The sequence below is a fragment of the Pseudomonas sp. H1h genome (genome assembly GCF_000633255.1).
Classification (GTDB): domain Bacteria; phylum Pseudomonadota; class Gammaproteobacteria; order Pseudomonadales; family Pseudomonadaceae; genus Aquipseudomonas.
Map to the genome: position 1 here is coordinate 22,422 of NZ_AYMJ01000030.1, position 18,384 is coordinate 40,805.

14 protein-coding genes are annotated in these 18,384 nt (G+C 62.9%); 12 read left to right on the plus strand and 2 right to left on the minus strand.

Translation table 11 applies throughout. The features are described 5' to 3' along the window. Positions 1-79 precede the first annotated feature (79 nt). From U862_RS0123175 to U862_RS0123205, 7 genes are all read left to right on the plus strand, one after another. Positions 80-1,714, plus strand: a complete 1,635-nt coding sequence (locus U862_RS0123175) for a glycosyltransferase (RefSeq protein WP_025112597.1) — start codon at positions 80-82, stop codon at positions 1,712-1,714. Then, positions 1,708-3,012 (plus strand): glycosyltransferase, encoded by a 1,305-nt coding sequence (locus U862_RS0123180; RefSeq protein WP_025112598.1) that lies wholly within the window; start codon positions 1,708-1,710, stop codon positions 3,010-3,012. Before U862_RS0123175 ends, U862_RS0123180 begins: the two co-directional genes overlap by 7 nt. Then, positions 3,009-3,923 (plus strand): class I SAM-dependent methyltransferase, encoded by a 915-nt coding sequence (locus U862_RS0123185; protein ID WP_025112599.1) that lies wholly within the window; start codon positions 3,009-3,011, stop codon positions 3,921-3,923. Before U862_RS0123180 ends, U862_RS0123185 begins: the two co-directional genes overlap by 4 nt. Next, positions 3,920-5,074: an acyltransferase gene (locus U862_RS0123190; RefSeq protein WP_025112600.1), complete on the plus strand. Its 1,155-nt coding sequence runs from the start codon at positions 3,920-3,922 to the stop codon at positions 5,072-5,074. The genes U862_RS0123185 and U862_RS0123190 overlap by 4 nt, the downstream gene beginning before the upstream one ends. Beyond that, positions 5,068-5,895, plus strand: coding sequence for a class I SAM-dependent methyltransferase (locus U862_RS0123195; protein WP_025112601.1), 828 nt, complete (start codon positions 5,068-5,070; stop codon positions 5,893-5,895). Before U862_RS0123190 ends, U862_RS0123195 begins: the two co-directional genes overlap by 7 nt. A 149-nt stretch (positions 5,896-6,044) precedes the next feature. Continuing rightward, positions 6,045-7,235: a DUF3142 domain-containing protein gene (locus U862_RS0123200; protein WP_025112602.1), complete on the plus strand. Its 1,191-nt coding sequence runs from the start codon at positions 6,045-6,047 to the stop codon at positions 7,233-7,235. Continuing rightward, positions 7,222-9,354 (plus strand): hypothetical protein, encoded by a 2,133-nt coding sequence (locus U862_RS0123205; RefSeq protein ID WP_025112603.1) that lies wholly within the window; start codon positions 7,222-7,224, stop codon positions 9,352-9,354. The genes U862_RS0123200 and U862_RS0123205 overlap by 14 nt, the downstream gene beginning before the upstream one ends. Here U862_RS0123205 and U862_RS0123210 read toward each other — a convergent pair. Continuing rightward, positions 9,351-9,980 carry a LysE family translocator gene (locus U862_RS0123210; RefSeq protein WP_025112604.1) on the minus strand — a complete coding sequence of 210 codons (630 nt, stop codon included), beginning with the start codon at positions 9,978-9,980 and terminating at the stop codon, positions 9,351-9,353. The genes U862_RS0123205 and U862_RS0123210 overlap by 4 nt on opposite strands. A gap of 144 nt (positions 9,981-10,124) precedes the next feature. Between U862_RS0123210 and U862_RS0123215 the strand changes: the two genes are divergently transcribed. After that, positions 10,125-10,598, plus strand: a complete 474-nt coding sequence (locus U862_RS0123215; RefSeq protein WP_025112605.1) for an Lrp/AsnC family transcriptional regulator — start codon at positions 10,125-10,127, stop codon at positions 10,596-10,598. A 103-nt stretch (positions 10,599-10,701) separates the two neighbouring features. Here U862_RS0123215 and lpdA read toward each other — a convergent pair whose 3' ends face one another. Beyond that, positions 10,702-12,102, minus strand: a complete 1,401-nt coding sequence (gene lpdA / locus U862_RS0123220; RefSeq protein ID WP_025112606.1) for a dihydrolipoyl dehydrogenase — start codon at positions 12,100-12,102, stop codon at positions 10,702-10,704. A gap of 211 nt (positions 12,103-12,313) precedes the next feature. Between lpdA and hflK (U862_RS0123225) the strand changes: the two genes are divergently transcribed. The 4 genes from hflK (U862_RS0123225) to U862_RS0123240 are packed head-to-tail and all read left to right on the plus strand — an operon-like array spanning position 12,314 to position 18,292. Next, positions 12,314-14,287: a protease modulator HflK gene (hflK, locus tag U862_RS0123225; RefSeq protein ID WP_025112607.1), complete on the plus strand. Its 1,974-nt coding sequence runs from the start codon at positions 12,314-12,316 to the stop codon at positions 14,285-14,287. Further along, the gene (gene hflC / locus U862_RS0123230) at positions 14,284-15,330 is read left to right on the plus strand and encodes a protease modulator HflC (protein WP_025112608.1); all 1,047 of its coding nucleotides are present in this window, start codon (positions 14,284-14,286) and stop codon (positions 15,328-15,330) included. The genes hflK (U862_RS0123225) and hflC overlap by 4 nt, the downstream gene beginning before the upstream one ends. After that, a complete protein-coding gene (hflK, locus tag U862_RS0123235) occupies positions 15,327-16,388 on the plus strand; it encodes a protease modulator HflK (RefSeq protein ID WP_025112609.1) in 1,062 nt (353 codons plus the stop codon). Before hflC ends, hflK (U862_RS0123235) begins: the two co-directional genes overlap by 4 nt. After that, positions 16,385-18,292: a heavy metal translocating P-type ATPase gene (locus tag U862_RS0123240; protein ID WP_025112610.1), complete on the plus strand. Its 1,908-nt coding sequence runs from the start codon at positions 16,385-16,387 to the stop codon at positions 18,290-18,292. Before hflK (U862_RS0123235) ends, U862_RS0123240 begins: the two co-directional genes overlap by 4 nt. Positions 18,293-18,384 lie beyond the last annotated feature (92 nt).

Here is an 18,384-nt window from a genome sequence, read left to right on the forward strand (position 1 = left end):
AGCGGTGATCCCGACTCGATCCAGCGCTTGGCCGTCATAGCGTGAAGCTGCCGGGATGGTGGTTTCACCGTGGGATGCCATGAATTTCATTCTTTACTCGGACGTCAACGACCGCTCCATCAGCCAGAGTCTGGGCCGTCCGGAATATAGCTATTACTTCGTGCTCAAGGCCTACCGTCCTGTGCTGGAAAGCCTTGGGCAGGTGCACGTGGTGTCGTCGGCCGCCGAAGTCGACCCGTTGTATCGGCAGTTGCAACTGACCGGTCAGGACAGCCTCTTTCTTTCGTTTGCCCCTCCGCACAAAACCCCGACCGACCTGCAATGTCCGGTGGTCTGCGTGATCGCGTGGGAGTACGACTCGATCCCGGTCGACCCTCGCGAAGAACACGTCCACCATGACTGGAGCCGGATCCTCGCGCGCCATGGTCGGGCGATCACGTTGTCCAGCCACACGGCACAAGCCATTCGCCGGACCATGGGCGAGGACTTTCCTGTGCTGGTGTTGCCGACGCCGTTGTGGGAAGGCTTCGCCGCTGTGCGCCAGCAATACCCGGCTGTGCCGGTGAACCCGGGCGCCCTGTTGCAGATCAAGGGCTGCATCATAGACAGCCGCACTCTCGGCCTGTCTGCCGACGGGCTGATTGCACCGACGCCCAATGAGCCGGCATCGGAACCCGGCGAGCCGGGCGACGTCGCTGCGCCGTCCGAGCCTGCGCCGCCACCGGAACTGACCCTGCGCCGTCGTGCGTTCATCACCAAGCACTACTTGCGCGAAGGCTGGCGGGCAACGGCGACTTCCAACGAACACCAACCGTTATTTCTGCTCAAGCACAATCTGCTGCTGTGGTATCGCGAAGCCGTTCGCGATCTGCTGCCGATCGCCCTGCGCCGTCAGTTGTTCCGCTTGCGTGCACCTGCCGCCGAACCCTTGCCGCCGGATCCTGGCGGCAGTGAAGTGCCTGTGCCAGCGGTGGCCGAGCATCCGCAGGCCAGCCTGCCGGATACCAGCGCCACGGTGCAGACCGAGGTCAGCGGCGTGGTGTTTGTGAGCGTCTTCAACCCCGAAGACGGGCGCAAGAACTGGCATCACCTGATCACTGCTTTCTGCTGGGCCATGCGCGACGTCGAAGATGCCACGCTGGTGCTGAAGATGACGCAGAACGATCTGGCGACCTATTACGTGCACCTGATCACCCTGTTGTCGCAGCTTTCACCGTTCGCCTGCCGGGTGGTGGTCATGCATGGTTACTTGCAGGACGAGGAGTTCGCCAGGCTTTACGGTGCCGCCAGTTTCTATGTCAACGCGTCCCGCTGTGAGGGCTTGTGCCTGCCGCTGATGGAGTTCATGTCCTGCGGCCGCCCGGTGATTGCGCCAGACCATACGGCGATGCACGACTACATCGACGAGCGTGTCGGCTTCATCGTCAAGTCCAGTCGTGAGCCGACGATCTGGCCGGATGACGTGAAGATCCTCTATCGCACCCTGCGCCATCGTCCGGATTGGGGGTCGTTGAAAACGGCCTACGAGGACAGCTACGCCATGGCCAGGCATGATCCGGCGGCCTATCAGGCGATGGCCCAGGCCGCGAACGAGCGCATGCGCGAATACTGCAGTTTTGCCCCGGTGCAGCAGCGTCTGGCGCAATTTTTTCAGCTGACGCCGAGTGCAACAACCCCACAGCTGATCGCCGAGGCGGGGACTGCATCATGCTGATCATCATTCATTCGGAAACCAACAAGAGCAATATCCAGCAGAACCTCGGGCGTCCCGAATACAGCTACTACTTTGTGCTCAAGGAATTCCGCCCGGTGCTCGAGCGTCTGGGGCAAGTGATTGAAGTGAGCAACCCGGACGAACTGGTCGATCGGCTGTACTTCGATTGCCTGAGTCGCGGTGAGGCGTGCGTGTTCCTGTCGTTCTCGCCGCCGCATCGCACGCCGACTCATTACGCCTGCCCGACCATTCCGGTGTTTGCCTGGGAGTTCAGCACTATTCCCACCGAGAGTTGGCACGGCGAGCCCCGGCATGACTGGCGCGTGGTGTTGAACGCCTGCGGCATGGCGATTACCCATTCGAGTTTCACGGTGAACGCTGTATGCGACGTGATGGGCGCGGACTACCCGATCTGTGCGATTGCTGCACCGGTGTGGGACCGCTTCGCCGCGCGCGGTGCGCAGTTACGCAAGCAGCCGGTGGTCGAGGCGGTGCAGTTGAAGCTGCGCGGCCTGTTGCTCGACAGCCGCACGGTAGACCTGCGCGCGTACGGTCCGCCGGGATTGTGCGAAGGCACGCCGCTGTCGTTCGCCGAGCCGCCGCAGGACTGCCAGTTGCAACTGGACGGCGTGGTCTACACCTCGGTGTTCAACCCTTACGACGGGCGCAAGAACTGGCAGGACATGATCAGCGCGTTCTGCACCACGTTCCGTGACGTCGCCGATGCCACCCTGGTGCTGAAACTCACGCACCATGACATCGCCAATGCCCTGAGTGACATGCTGCATCACCTGTACAAGAACCAGTCCTACCAGTGCCGGATCGTACTGATCCATGGGTATCTGGCGGACGCCGATTATGAAGCACTGGTGCAGGCCACCAGTTACGTGGTCAACAGTTCCTATGGCGAAGGGCAGTGCTTGCCGCTGATGGAGTTCATGTCCTGTGGCAAACCGGCGATTGCGCCGCTGAACACGGCGATGGCTGACTACGTCGACAGCGACAACGCGTTCATTGTCGACTCCACCGACGAGCTCACGGCCTGGCCCCATGACCCGCGTGCGGCCTACCGCACCTTGCGCTACATGACTGATTGGGACTCGTTGTGCGCGGCGTATCGCGCCAGTTATGAGGTGGCCAAAAACGATGTCGAGCGTTATGCGCGGATGTCCGAGCATGCCGTACACAACCTGCAGCGCTTCTGCAGCCAGGCAAGTGCAGAGGACCGCCTGCGCACATTTTTTGCCCAGCACGCAGAGGCCATCAAGCCGTTGTCCGTGGAAGCCTTGGGCGCATGATCCGGCGCCTGCTTGCACGCTTGCGCCCGGCACCGTTGCCTGTCGCACCTGCACCTGCACCTGCACCTGCACCTGAGCCTCAGCCGATCGGCCAGGCCTCGCCACGGGACGTGGGGTTGCATGACGCGATTCTCGATGGCTGGTTCTCGAACGACAGTGGCGAGTTGCTCAAGGGCTTCGCCATCACGGCTGACGATACCTTGCTCGACGTCGGTTGCGGCGAGGGCGTGGCGACGCTGTTCGCCGTGCGACAGGGCGCCTCGGTGATTTTCACCGACAGTGAACATGACAAGGTCCGCGATCTGGCCCGGCAGGTTGAGGCGCAGAGCAACAAGACGAATCTGGGCCTGGTCAGCAACAGCCTGCCGTTGCCGCTGGCCGCCGGTTGTGCGAGCAAGGTGGTGTGCATGGAAGTGCTCGAGCACATCGATCAACCGGAACCGTTCATGGCCGAACTGGTGCGCATGGGGCGTCCCGGCGCGCAGTATCTGCTGAGTGTCCCGGCGCCGGTCGGCGAGCACCTGCAACAAGGCATTGCCCCCGCCGGTTATTACCAGACGCCGAACCACGTGCAGATTTTCACCGAGCAGCGCTTTGCCGAACTGGTGGAGAACGCCGGGCTGGTGATCGAGCATCGGCAGGCCAGCGGGTTCTTCTGGGTGATTGGCATGATCTTCTTCTGGGCCAGTGAGCGCGCCGCCGGCCGTGACCTCGGTGGCGCCGTGCGCGACCGGATTCAGGCCCCGTACCCGCCGTTGATGGAGAGCTGGTCGCGTACCTGGCAAGACCTGCTGGCGCAGCCGGATGGCCTGGCCATCAAGCAAATGCTCGACCGCTTCATGCCCAAGAGCCAGGTGATCATCGCCCGCAAACCGCTGGCGGGCGAAACCCGCGCCGGGAGCCAGCCATGAGCGCCAAGCGGATCATGGACATCGAGGTGCTGCGCGCCATTGCCGTCCTCGGCGTGTTGTTCCATCACCTGCAGGGCAGCCTGTTCACCGACACGGTGCCATTGCTGGAAAACATCCACGCCTGGGCGCAACCGTGGTGGGGCGTCGATCTGTTCTTCGCCATCTCCGGATTTGTTATCGCCCGCAGCCTGATCCCCGCGCTGCGCGCCTGCACGACGCGTCAGGAATATTGGCAACAGACGCGTAATTTCTGGCTGCGTCGGGTGTTTCGCCTGTTGCCCTCGGCCTGGCTATGGCTGGCGCTGATCCTGCTGGCGTGCGTGTTTCTCAACCGCTCCGGTGCCTTTGGCAGCCTGCACGCCAACCTGCAGGCGACGCTGGCGGGAGTGTTGCAGTACGCCAATTTGCGCTTTGCCGACAGCTTCTTTCAATACGAATACGGCAGCAGTTTCGTCTACTGGAGCCTGGCCCTGGAGGAGCAGTTTTACCTGCTGTTCCCGCTGGTGATTGTGCTGTGCCGCAAGCATTTGGTCTGGGCCTTGCTGGCGCTGGTCGCGGTGCAACTGTTGACCCTGCGCACGCCGTTGCTGATGGTGGTGCGCACTGACGCGCTGGCGCTGGGCGTGCTGCTGGCGATGTGGAGCGCGCAACCTTCTTACCGGCGCTGGCAACCGACGTTTCTGCGGCGTCCGTGGGCCGGCCTGTCAGTGTTGATTGGCGTGGCGCTGCTGATGAGCTACATGGCCACCGACCGTTTCACTTTCGCGCCTTACCGCATCGGCTCGATTGCCGTGCTCGGCGCGCTGCTGGTGTGGATTGCCTCGTACAACCGCGATTACCTGCTGCCGGCCGGCCCTGTGCAACGGCTGATGGCGTGGATTGGCAGTCGTTCTTACGGCATTTACCTGATCCACATCCCGACCTATCTGCTGGTGCGTGAATTGATATTCCGCTTGCAGACTGCGGGTTTGCCGAGCCCTGCCGGGCACCCGATTCTGACTGTGCTGATTGCCTTGGGTCTGATCGTGCTGCTCAGCGAGCTGAACTACCGATTCATCGAAATGCCGATGCGCAATCGCGGTGCCGCTTTGGTGCGGCGCCTTGATACGTCCCGACCTGCCGTTTCAACCTCCGGAGCCACCTCATGCTGAGCCTATTGAAAAAACTCACGGCGGCGACGCCTGCACCGGCCCCCGCGCAACCTGTCGCGCCGGTGGCGGACAAGGTCGATCCGTACATGCTCGGCCTCTACGATGCCAAGCTCAGCGGCTGGTTCAACCAAGAGACCAACGAGCTGTTCAAGGGCTTCCCGGTGACCGCCGATGACACCTTGCTCGACGTCGGCTGTGGCGACGGTGGCAACGTGCATTTCTGCGGCATGCGTGGAGCGAAAATCATCATTGCCGACATCGACGCGACCAAGGTCGAGGCCACCCGTCAACGCCTGAGCGATACCCCGGCGCGCAGCGTCGAATGCCACGTCACTGACTGCAACCCGTTGCCGATTGCCGACGGTACCGCCACCCGCGTGGTGTCCACCGAAGTCATCGAGCACGTCGACGACCCGGCGCAGTTCCTTGCCGAACTGGTGCGGGTCGGCCAGTCGGGTGCGCTGTACCTGCTGAGCGTGCCGCACCCCAGTTCCGAAGACTTGCAGAAAGACATCGCGGCGCCGGAGTATTTCCAGAAGCCCAACCACATTCGCATCATCAGCGAAGAACAGTTCAAGGCGATGGTCAGCGAAGCCGGCCTTGAGATCATCAGCCACAGCCAGTACGGCTTTTACTGGTCGATGTGGATGCTGCTGTTCTGGGAAGCCAAGGTCGATTTCAGCAACCCGGATCACCCGTTGCTCAATCACTGGGCCGACACCTGGCAAGCGGTACTCGACTCGCCCCGTGGCGCGCAGATCAAGCAGGCGCTGGATGCGGTGGTGGCAAAAAGTCAGGTGATCATTGCCCGCAAGCCATAAGTCGCTTTCCCTGTAGGAGTGAGCCTGCTCGCGATAGCGGCGTATCAGGCAACATCGATGTCGAACGTTACTGCGCTATCGCGAGCAGGCTCACTCCTACAGGGATTTGTGTACCCTGACTGTTTGTATCAGTAGGGAATAGGCCTTTCATGCGGTTCGGCTTTTCGATTTTGATCGCGGCAATGGGGTTGCTCGCTGCTTGCGAGCGGCATGACGCCCCCGCCCTCGATCAGCAACTCTATGTCTGGCAACGTCAATGGACGTCGGCGCATGACGCCGCGCTGCGCGACAGCCGCGAGAGCTTTTCGACATTGCGCGTGCTGGCCTTGCAGGCGTTTCCCAATGACGGCTGGCACCGCGCGCGAATCGATGCGCCGTTGCTCAAGCACGATGGCCGGCCTCTGATTGTGGTGATTCGTCTCGACGGCCAGCTCAAGGCGCTCGATCAGCAGCAGGTCACCGCACAGACTCTTCAGGTTGTCGCCGACTGGCAAGCGCAAGGGCTGACCGTGAGTGGCGTCGAGATTGACCATGATGCGGGCAACGCGCGCCTGACCGAATACATCGAGTTCCTGACGCATTTGCGTTCGGCATTGCCCGCGTCGTTGCCGCTGAGCATCACCGCGCTGCCGGCGTGGCTCGGCAGTTCACAGCTGCCTGCCTTGCTGGTCACGGTCGACAGCAGCGTGCTGCAGGTGCATGCCGTCAGTGATCCGCGACGCGGATTGTTCGACCCCGAGCAGGCGCGACGCTGGGCCAGTGACTGGGGGAAGATCACCGACAAGCCTTTCTATCTGGCGCTGCCAGCCTATGGCGTGGCGCTGCTGCCGGATGCTGGCGGTGCCCCGGTGGTGGAGAGCGAAGTACCGCTCGAGCGCGATGGGCAACGCCGGGAACTGCTCGCCGATCCGTTGCAACTGAGCACGCTCGCCAAGTCCCTGCGCGAGGATCCGCCAGCGCATCTGGCCGGGCTGATCTGGTTTCGCCTGCCATTGCCCAATGACCGCCGGGCCTGGAGCCTGACCACGTTGCGCGCCGTGGCCAGCGGCGATGCGTTGAGCAGCCGGCTCGGCCTGACATTCAGTGAGCACGACGGCCTCTATGACATCCACCTCGCCAACCCTGGCAATCTCGACGCGGCCTGGCCTGCGCAGTTGCGTGTCAAGGCACGTGGCTGTGAAGGCGCCGACGCGCTCGCCGGTTACTCGTTGCAACAAAGCGCGGATCTGCTTACCTTCACCCGCCTGCGTGACGGCCGATTGCCGGCGGGCGGACAACGTGCCATCGGTTGGGCTCGCTGTGCATTTATTGATCAAGGAGGTTCGCATGTTGACCCGTAACTGGCCCCGCCATCTGCTCTGCCTGAGCCTCAGCCTGCCGCTGGGTTCGGCGCTGGCCTGCGGCCCGGACTTCCCGATGCGCCTGCTCGACAATCGCGGGCAAACCCTGGCCGAGCTGCCGGAGGGCAACTTCAACTTCGAGATCAGCCGCCTCGGTAAAACCATTGCCGGGCTGAAGAACGTCACCGCAGCGACGCACAATCCCAACGATATGTACGGTGACGAGAACGAACCGGCTGCCGTTCGTGAAAAAGCCGAGCAGGTCGGTCTGAGTGCCGAGCAACAAGCCTTGGTCAAGCAATTGCGCGGTCTGACCGATGCACGTCAGGTCGAGGCACAGGGCGCCAGTCTGCCGCCGGAAATCCGCCTGTACGTGGCCGGCGCGGTTGCGTTTGCCACGGGCGATCATCCATTGGCCGTCGAGTACTTCAACAAGGTGCTGGCACTGCCGGCCGATCAGCGTCCGCTGCGCAGCACCTGGGCGGCGTATTCGCTGGGCCGAACCTGGTTTGCCATGAGCGCCGAGGCCGGCGATGCCGTCGAGGCGCTGGAGGACGCGCGCGATGCCTTCCGCCAGACCCGACAGATGAGCATCGACGGCTTCAGCGATCCGCTGGAGCTCGGGGTGGCCAGCCTCGGTGAAGAGGCACGGGTGCTGCGAACCGCCGGCGACTGGGATGGCGCCATCGAACTGTATGAAGCGCAGAACCTGCACGGCTCGGCGGTGGGCAATACCTCGCTGAAACAACTGATGAATGAGCTGGCCGAACTGCCTGAGCCGGAACTGGCCAAGCTGCTGGAGCGCAAGGCCGTGCAGCAACTGGTCACTGCCTCGTTGATCAGCCGCATGGGCTGGTCATTCGACGAGCAACCGCCGAACGAAAAGAAACTCATCAAACTGTTGCAGAACAGCACCCGTGGCAGCCTGGAAAACGCTGATCGACTGGCGGCGATGAATTACCAACAGGGCGATTACGCCAGTGCCAAGGCCTTCCTCGAGAACGCCGGTGACGGCGGGCTGGCGTGGTGGCTGCGGGCCAAACTGGCGGTGCGTGACGGCGACAAGAATGCGGCCGCTGCTGCCTATGCCAAAGCCGCGCAGGCCTTCCCGCAGAACGAGGACTGGGGCTACCGACGCACCCCGGACTGGGACTTCGAAACCCTGCAGCCCAAATGCCGGGTCGAGGGCGAGAGCGCGATCCTCGCGTTGCAGCGCGGCGAATACCTGCAAGCGTTCGTGCAGTTGTATCGCAGCAACAGCATCTACTGGTTCGACGCCGCGACGGTAGCCGAGCGCGTACTGACGGTCGACGAGCTCAAACAATATGTCGATGACAACGTGCCGGCGCCTGCGGTGCTGACCCAGCAGCAGCGCGACAACTACGTGCCGCTGCCGGTCGCTGCCAGCCTGCGTAACCTGCTGGGACGGCGCTTGCTGCGCGAGGGGCATTACGAGGAGGCGGTCGGTTATTTCGACAATCCCGATCTGCAGCACAAGGCCCGCCTGTACGGTGAGCAACGCCTGAAGGCCGATGCCGCCTGGTGGCCGACCAAACGCGCCAGCGCCTTGTACAACGCGGCATGGACCGCGCGCGAATGGGGTATGGACATCCTCGGCTACGAGATGGCGCCGGACTACGCCACGTTTGGCGGCAACTACAGCCTGGAAAACACCGAGCTGAAAGTCGGGCCATTGGTGGCGGAAGCCGAAGTGCAGCGCCAGAAGGCCAGTCAGGCGCAGCCGGATGAGCGTTATCACTACCGCTTTGTCGCCACCGCACTGGCCGGCCGAGCTGCCGACAACTTACCGCACACCAGCCAGGCGTTTGCGGCGGTGTTGTGCAATGCCGCCGGTTTCAACAGCAGTCTGCAAGAGCAGAGCGCGCTGTATCGACGCTACGTCAATGAAGGCCCGTACGTTCCTTGGGCGGTGGACTTCGGCAATCAATGCCCGTATCCGGATTTCGACAACGCCGACAAGCGTTACGTGACTCAGGTTACCGATGCCGTGCGCAATACGTTGCGCCCGTACAAGTGGCCGGTGGTCGGTGTCCTGGTGCTGTTCAGTGCTGGCGCGTTGGCGTTGTTCAGCCGCCGCCGCAAGGCGCGCAAGCCCTAGGCCTGCTGGATAAACGTCAGGCGCACGGCGAAGCCGATCAACAGGCTGCCGAATAACCATTGCTGGACGCGCTGGGCGGTTGGACTGTGTTGCAGCCAACGGCCCAGCGCGGCGCCGGTCAGGGCGTAGGCGCTGTCAAACAGCAGCCCGACGCCCACCAGCAGCACGCCGAGGGTGGCAAATTGGCTCAGCACCGGTGCGCCATCATTGACGATAAACTGCGGCAACAGCACCGAGCAGAACAGCAAGGCCTTGGGGTTGAGCAGGTTGGTCAGCAAGCCGCGACGAATCGCTTCGCGCCATTGTCCGTGAACACCGGTCTGAGGGGCAGCATTGAGGTTGGGCAGCAACGTGCTGCGCAGGCACTGAATGCCGATCCACAACAGATAGGCCGCACCGGCCAGGCGCACCATATCGAACGTCCACGGCGCTGCCTTGAACAGCGCTGCCAGGCCCAGCGCCGCCAACGCCACGTGACAGCCCCGGGCAATCCCCAGGCCAACAGCGGTCGCCAGTGCCGCACCGCGACCCTGCCGCGCGCCGGTTTGCAGCAACAGGATCATGTCCGGGCCGGGCAACAGATAGACCACCGCCAATGCCAGAAAAAACAGCCAGAAACTCGCCATGTCGCAGCCCTTTCGTGGTCGATTCGGTGACCACAGTCTATGGCTGAAGGGTGGGGCAGGTGCTTGCGTAGTCAGCTTCAAAAACTCATTGGATTGGCATAACCTGCTTTCTTTTTGTGCCTTGACCATCAGGATCTGCCAACCATGAAACTTGACGCCTTTGATCGCAAGATTCTCGCCGCGCTGCAACGCAACGGACGGCTGAGCAACGTCGAGCTGGCGGACGAGATCGGGTTGTCGGCGTCACCGTGCCTGCGCCGGGTGCGGATGCTGGAAGAGGCCGGGGTGATTCGCGGCTATCAGGCCAATCTGGATCGCGATGAGGTGGGGCTGGGGCTGACGGTGTTTGTCGGGGTCAAGGTCGAGCGCCACAACGACGAACAGGCCGAAGCCTTTTATGCGGCGGTTACGGCGCTGCCAGAAGTGATCTCGGCGTTTCTGGTGTCGGGCGAATCGGACTTTCTGTTGCAGGTGGTGGTGCCGGACCTGCGCGCGTACGACCGCTTTCTCAGCGGTTGCCTGCTGAAGCTGCCGGGGGTCAGTGACATTCGCAGCAATTTTGCGATTCACACGGTGAAGACCCCGGGGGCATTGCCGTTGGGGCATCTACCGGATTGAGATCGAGCTGCTCCTTTCGCGAGCAGGCTCGCTCCCACATTCGAATGTGATCAAAGGTGGGAGTAAGCCTGCTCGCGATAGCGGTCACCCGTAGCTTTGCTGACTACATCTGCGTCGCCATCCCCTCGACATTCATCGCCGCCTGGCGCAACGCTTCAGAGCGTGTCGGGTGCGGGTGGCAGGTCAGCGCGATGTCTTCGGCCGATGCGCTGAATTCCATGGCCACGCAGTATTCGCCGATCATTTCGCTGACGCTCGGGCCGACCAGGTGCACGCCGAGGATTTCGTCCGTGCGTTCGTCGGCGAGGACTTTGGCGAAGCCTTCGGTTTCGTGGTTGATCTTCGCCCGGCTGTTGGCGGTGAACGGGAACTTGCCGACTTTATAGGCGCGGCCCTCGGCCTTGAGCTGCTCTTCGGTCTTGCCGACGCTGGCCAGTTCCGGCCGGGTATAGATGACGTTGGGAATCAACTCGTAATTGACCTCGCCGGCCTTGCCGACGATCTGTTCCACGCAGGCCATCGCCTCATCTTCGGCCTTGTGCGCGAGCATCGGCCCGGACGTCACGTCGCCGATCACCCAGACGCCAGGCGCTTCGGTGCGGTGCTGGCGGTTGGCGAGCATGCCGCGCTTGTCGGTGGTCAGGCCCACGTTCTCCAGACCCAGGCCCTGGGTGTATGGACGCCGGCCGATCGCGACCAGCACGTAGTCGGCTTCCAGCAGCTCGGCACTGCCACCGGCGGCGGGTTCGACGCTGAGCTGCACACCGGTGGCCGAGGTCGTAGCGCTGGTGACCTTCGAACTCAACTTGAAGCTGATGCCTTGCTTGCTCAACGAACGCTGCAGGGTCTTGCCGGCCTCGCCATCGACGCCGGGGCAGATGCGGTCGAGGTATTCGACCACGGTCACCTGGGCACCGAGACGGCGCCATACCGAGCCGAGTTCGAGGCCGATCACCCCGGCGCCAATCACCACCAGATGCTTGGGTACTTCACTCAGGGACAGTGCGCCTGTGGAGTCGAGGATGCGTTGGTTGTCGATCTCGACGCCGGGCAGAGGCGTGGGTTCGGAGCCGGTGGCGATGATGATGTCCTTGGCGTTCAGCCCGGTCTTGTTGCCTTGCCCATCGGTCACGCTGACTTTGCCCGGGCCATCGATGTGGCCCCAGCCCTTGATCCAGTCGACCTTGTTTTTGCGAAACAGAAACTCGATGCCTTTGGTCAGGCCGCTCACGCTCTCGTCCTTCTGTTTCATCATCTGCGCGAGGTTGAGCGTGGGTTTGACCTCGATGCCGAGGTTGGCGAATTCCGCACCCATGGCCGCGTCGTATAGCTCCGAGGCGTGGAGCAAGGCCTTGGACGGCATGCAGCCGACGTTCAGGCAGGTGCCGCCCAAGGTGGCGCGGCCTTCCACGCACGCGGCTTTCAGGCCCAGTTGGCCGGCGCGGATCGCCGCGTTATAACCACCGGGGCCGCCGCCCAGAATTACCACGTCGTAGTGACTCATGCTCTTGCTCCTCGTTGACGGATGCGGATGGCTAAAAGTAGTGGGTCGATAAAATTACGTACGTAATATGTGCGTTTCCGGACATTTCGGTCAAGGCTTCAGGCAAGCGACAGGTTGCGCATCTTTAGATAAGCGTATTTGTGTACGAATATTTCACGCTTTTCGTTATATCGTAACGATAAGACGGGTGAATCAATGGCTTTGGGGTGATATGCAAGTCGATCTGGATCTCGATGGCACGCAAGTGACCGGGTTGCCGCGCTTTCAACAAGCAGCCGTGCAGGGGCGACGTTTGCGCCGCTTGGCCATCGGCCTTGGCGGGTTGGCCGGGGCAGGGTGGGTGCTGGCGTTTTTTGTCGGGCTGTTTGCCGCACAATCATTATGGCCAGCATTGCTGGTGAATCTGAGTGCGGCAGTGCTGGTGTTGGTTGCCGGGCTGCAGTCGGCGTGGTGGGTAACGCAGTGGCGCGCACGGGTGATGAACCCGCCGGCGCTGGTGGCGCCGACCGAGGAGGCTGAGCCCGCGACGCCTGACGGCTGGTATGAACGGCTGCTGGAGCGCCTGAGTCAACGCGGATTGCATCTGCTGGGTCAAATCGGCGCGGCCACGTTGTGGCTCGGCGGTTGGTCGGCGTTGGTGGTGCTGAGCATCGAGCAAGTGTGGAACCTTGCCTTGCCGGCCGGCGCGGTCGGCGTGTCTGCCACCGTCGGCGCGGTGCTGATGTTGCTGCTGGGCTTCGGCTTGCTGGTGCTGGAACGCCAACTGGCTCAGGAGCCTCCGGCGCAATGGCCGGAGGCCGGATCCCTTGCGCAATTGGCGCGGGTGGCGATCATCAGTCTGGTGCTTGGCGCCTTGTGTCTGTTGTTTGCCAACGACGCTTCGGTGTGGCCCGTCAGGCTCGCGGTGTTGATCGGGATCTTGCCGGGAATGGTCGCGATCGAGTTGCTACTGCGCGCGATTCTGTCGATATTCAGCCCGTATCGCGAACAACTGGAACCGACCCTGCTGGCGCGTAGTTTTGTCGCTGACATGCTGCGTTGGCCGCCTCAGCCGCTGCTCGCCTTGCAGCACGAATTGCACAACCGTTTCGGCATCGATCTGCGACAGATCTGGGCTTTCAGCTACATGCGTCGCGCCTTTATCCCGGTGCTGGCGCTGGTCGCTGCAGTCGGCTGGTTGCTGACCGGGATCCACGAAATTCCGCTGCAAGGGCGCGGCATCTACGAGCGTTTCGGCAAACCGGTGCAAGTGTTCGGCCCCGGCTTGCACGTCGGTTTGCCGTGGCCGCTGGGCCGTGTGCTGAGTGTCGAGAATGGCGTGGTGCACGAGTTGGCGACCAGCGTCGGTGATAGCGCCGCACCGGCGCAAGCAACGACCCAGGCCGAGCCCGCCGAAGGGCCGGCGCCGATGACCGCCAACCGCCTGTGGGATGCCAGTCACGTCAACGATAAATCCCAAGTGATTGCCAGCAGCCGAGGCGATCAGCAGAGCTTTCAGATCGTCAACATGGACGTGCGCTTCGTCTATCGCATCGGCCTGCGGGATCAGGATGCCTTGGCCGCCACCTACAACAATGCCGATGTGCCGACGCTGATTCGCAGCACCGCCAGCCGGATTCTGGTTCACGATTTTGCCTCGCGCACCCTCGACGGTCTGCTCGGTTCCGACCGGGTAGGGCTGGGAGAAGAAATCGGCCGCGCAGTGCAGGGCGATCTGCAGAAGCTCGACAGCGGTGTGGAGATTCTCGCCACCGTGGTCGAAGCCATTCATCCACCGGCCGGTGCCGCCAATGCCTATCACAGCGTGCAGGCAGCGCAGATCGGCGCGCAGGCGTTGATCTCCCGTGAGCGCGGGGCTGCAGCTGAAGCCAGTAACCAGGCGCAGTTGCAGGCCAGCCTTGTGCGGGATCAGGCCAGTGCCGGTGCGCGTGAAGTCAGCGCCACCGCGCAGGCGGCGGATCTGAAGTTCAAGGCTGAACAACAAGCCTATGCCAGCGCCGGCCAGGCGTTCGTGCTGGAGCAATATTTCAGTCAGCTCAGCCAAGGCCTGAGCAAGGCCAGGCTGCTGGTGCTCGACCACCGTTTAGGCAGCAGCAATGCGCCGACCATCGACCTGCGTACGTTCACGCTGCCGGCTGACCCGACGCCCGCGCGCACCACCGCTCAACCAGGAGTTGCCCATTGAGCCAGTCGCACACTCACGATTCGCATGACCACAGCGGCCATGATCACGGCCACGCCGGGCATCACCATCATCATGGGCATCATCACCATCATCACGGTGCGCCGGAAGAGGCGGGACCGTTCCCGTGGCGGCGCATGGGCTGGGCGGTGTTATTGGTGGCGTTTGCCATCGCTGCGGCGAGCCTGGTGCAAGTGCGCTCGGGCGAGGCCACGGTCATCACCCGTTTCGGCAATCCGTCGCGGGTGTTGCTCGAGCCCGGTTTGAGCTGGCGCTGGCCGGCGCCGTTCGAAGCCGCGATCCCGGTGGATCTGCGCCTGCGCACCACCTCCAGCGGTTTGCAAGATGTCGGCACCCGCGATGGTTTGCGCATCATCGTTCAGGCTTACGTGGCGTGGCAGGTGCAGGGCGACCCGGATAACGTGCAGCGTTTCATGCGGGCGGTGCAAAACCAGCCGGATGAGGCGGCGCGGCAGATTCGCACGTTCGTCGGCTCGGCACTGGAAACCACCGCGAGCAGTTTCGACCTGGCGAACCTGGTCAACACCGATGCCAGTCAGGTGCGCATCGCCGACTTCGAAGCTCAATTGCGCAAGCAGATCGATCAACAACTGCTCGCGACTTATGGTGTGCGCGTGGTGCAGGTTGGCATCGAACGGCTGACCTTGCCTTCGGTAACGCTCACGGCCACGGTCGATAGAATGCGCGCCGAGCGTGAAACCATTGCCACCGAACGCACGGCCGTTGGCAAGCGTGAAGCTGCGCAAATTCGCTCGGCTGCCGAGCGCGATGCGCGAATTTCGCAGGCGGATGCCACGGTGAAAGCCGCAGAAATCGAAGCGCAATCCCGGGTCGAAGCGGCTCAGATCTATGGCCGCGCCTACGCCGGGTCGCCGCAGCTGTACAACCTGCTGCGCTCACTGGACACACTCGGCACCATCGTTACACCGGACACCAAGCTGATCCTGCGCACCGACGCCGCGCCATTCCGCGTGTTGGTTGACGGTCCGCCGACTGTTGATAACAAATCCGGATCGCAGCCATGAGTGATGAAGTTCCACGTGGAACACATTCGTTGAGCAGTCCGTGGATTCAGGCCGGACGCCTGGCGTTCTTCGCTTTGTATGCGGTCACTGTTCTGGCCGCGTTGGCGTGGGCGTTTTCCAATGTACGGCAGATCGATCCGCAGAATCGCGCCGTGGTTTTGCACTTTGGTGCACTGGATCGCATCCAGAATGCCGGCCTGTTGCTGGCCTGGCCACAGCCCTTCGAACAGGTGGTGTTGCTGCCTGCAGCGGATCGGGTGATTGAGCGCCGAGTCGAAAACCTGCTGCGCAGCAGTGAGGCGATCAAGGCTGATCGCGTTTCGACCTTTGCCACTCCGCTGAGCGATGCGCTGGCCGGTTCCGGTTATTTGCTGACCGGCGACGCTGGTGTCGTTCAACTGGATGTGCGGGTGTTTTACAAGGTCACCGATCCGTATGACTTCGTATTGCAAGGTGATCATGTGCTGCCGGCATTGGATCGGCTGGTCACGCGCAGTGCGGTGGCTTTGACCGCCGCTCGTGATCTGGACACGATTCTGGTAGCCCGGCCAGAGTTGATCGGCGCCGACAATCAGGCGGCTGAGCGCCGCGAACGTTTGCGCGGTGATCTGGTGCAAGGCATCAACAAGCGCCTGGCAGAACTCAAGGCGAGCGGGCAGGGTATCGGTATCGAAGTGGCGCGAGTCGACGTTCAGTCGAGTCTCCCAGACCCGGCTGTCAGCGCTTTCAATGCTGTGTTGACTGCTAGCCAGCAAGCCGACAAAGCGGTCGCCAACGCACGCACCGAGGCGGAAAAACTTACCCAGACCGCCAACGAACAAGCCGACCGCACCCTGCAAGTGGCTCATGCGCAGGCCGGCGAACGGTTGGCGAAAGCCTCCGCCGACACCGCCACGGTAATGAGCCTGGCCAAGGCGCAACAGCAGGGCACCGATCCGCAGATGCTCCTGCGGTTGTACCGCGAACGTATGCCAAAAATTCTCGGCCAGGCCGGTTCCGTGACTACGGTCGATCCGAAAGACGATTCCCGCCTGATCATTCAGGGAGCCAGTAAATGACTGCGACCACTGCCGCACCGAGCCTGTTGTCCTCGGCCGAACAGCGCCGCGCCGCACGGCAATTGACCCTGGCCATGCTCGCCCTGGGCTTGCTTGGCCTCGGTCTGATCTGGCGCTGGCTGGTGCCGGAGCAAACCGGTGTCAGTCAGTTGCTGCTGGGTTTTGCTTCTTTATTGGTGGCGGTGCCGGTGATGCGTTCGGCGTGGTACAGCCTGCGTTATCCGAGCCTGCACGGCATCACTGATCAACTGATTGCACTGGCCATGCTCGGTGCGTGGGCGACCGGCGACCTCCTGACCGCCGCGTTGCTGCCGATCATCATGATCTTCGGCCACGTGCTGGAGGAGCGCAGCGTGATCGGTTCGCAGGAAGCGATTCACGCCCTCGGTCAGTTGACCCGCAGCCACGCACGCAAGATTCAAGCGGACGGCTCGATCATCGAAGTGGATAACGGCACGCTCAAACCCGGCGACACCGTAGAGGTGCGCGCCGGTGATCGGGTGCCGGCGGATGGGCGGGTGCTGTTCGGCCAGGCCAGCCTCGACACGGCGTCGATCACCGGCGAGTCGGTCCCGGTTGAAACGGCAGTGGGCATGACGGTATTCGGTGGGGCGATCAACCTCGACGGCTTGCTGCGCATTGAAGTGACCCGCACCGGCGACCAATCGACGCTGGGCAAGGTCATTGCGCTGATGCAAAACGCCGAGCGCTCGAAGCCTCCGATCACCCGTCTGCTCGAGCGGTATGCCGGCAGCTACATGGTGCTGGTGTTGCTGCTGGCGGCGGTGACCTGGTTCGTGACCAACGATGCGCAAGCGATGCTCGCGGTATTGGTCGCCGCCTGTCCTTGCGCGCTGGTGTTGTCGGCACCGGCCACGGCGATTGCCGGCGTCGCGGTGGCGGCGCGCCACGGCATTCTGATCCGCAGTTCGGCCTTCCTCGAAGAGCTGGCGGACCTGACCTCGCTGGTGGTCGACAAGACCGGCACCCTGACTTACGGCACCTTGCGTTTGCAATCGATCAGCAGCCCGCGACTGGATCAGGCCTCGGTGATGGCACTGGCCGCCAGTCTCGGCGCGGCCAGCAGCCACCCGGTCAGTCGTGCGCTGGCCGGGCTGGTCAGTCAGGAGCAGAGCCTGCCATTGACCGATATTCATGAGCGTCAGGGCCTCGGCGTGGTTGCCATGACTGCCCAAGGCGAGGCGGCGTTGGGGCGGCCCGAGTTGTTCGCACAACTGGGCATTGTCACCACGCCTGTTCCCGAGCATGACGGGCCGATTGCCGGCTTGGCCTTGAACGGTGAGTTTGTCGCCTGGTTATTGCTAGCGGACAGCGTCAAACCGGAAGCGCGCTTTGCCCTCGGCGAATTGCGCGAGCTGGGTCTGGGGCGCCAGTTGCTGCTGACCGGCGACCGCCAGAGTGTTGCGCAGAACCTGGCTCGCGAAGTGGGCCTGCAAGAGGTACAAGCGCAGGCGCTGCCCGAGGACAAACTCAACCGCGTGCTCAAGGAAATCGACAACGGTTTCCGGCCGATGGTGGTGGGCGACGGTATCAATGATTCGCTGGCACTCAAGGCCGGGGTGGTGGGTGTCGCGATGGGCGCCGGCGGTGCCGACATCGCCTTGGCTTCGGCGGACATCGTGCTGATCGGCAGCGACCTGCGCCGCCTCGGCACTTGTGTGCGGCTCAGTCGCCAGTGCCGCCGGACCTTGCAGGTCAACGTCATCATCGGTCTGGGCTGGACCTTGGCGATCGTGGTGTTCGCAGCCTTCGGCTGGCTCGGCGCGGCGGGGGCGATGATCGCTGCGTTGCTGCATAACCTCAGCACGCTGCTGGTGCTGGGCAATGCCGGGCGTTTGCTGCGGTTTCAGGAGCCGCTGCTCAAGCTCAAGGACGATCGTTGAAATTATTTTTTATACCTCTGTAACGCCGTCGGGGCAGCCCTCTCTAGTGCTATGTCGGGACTGAACAACCTTCCAGCCGACACCCCTGACGC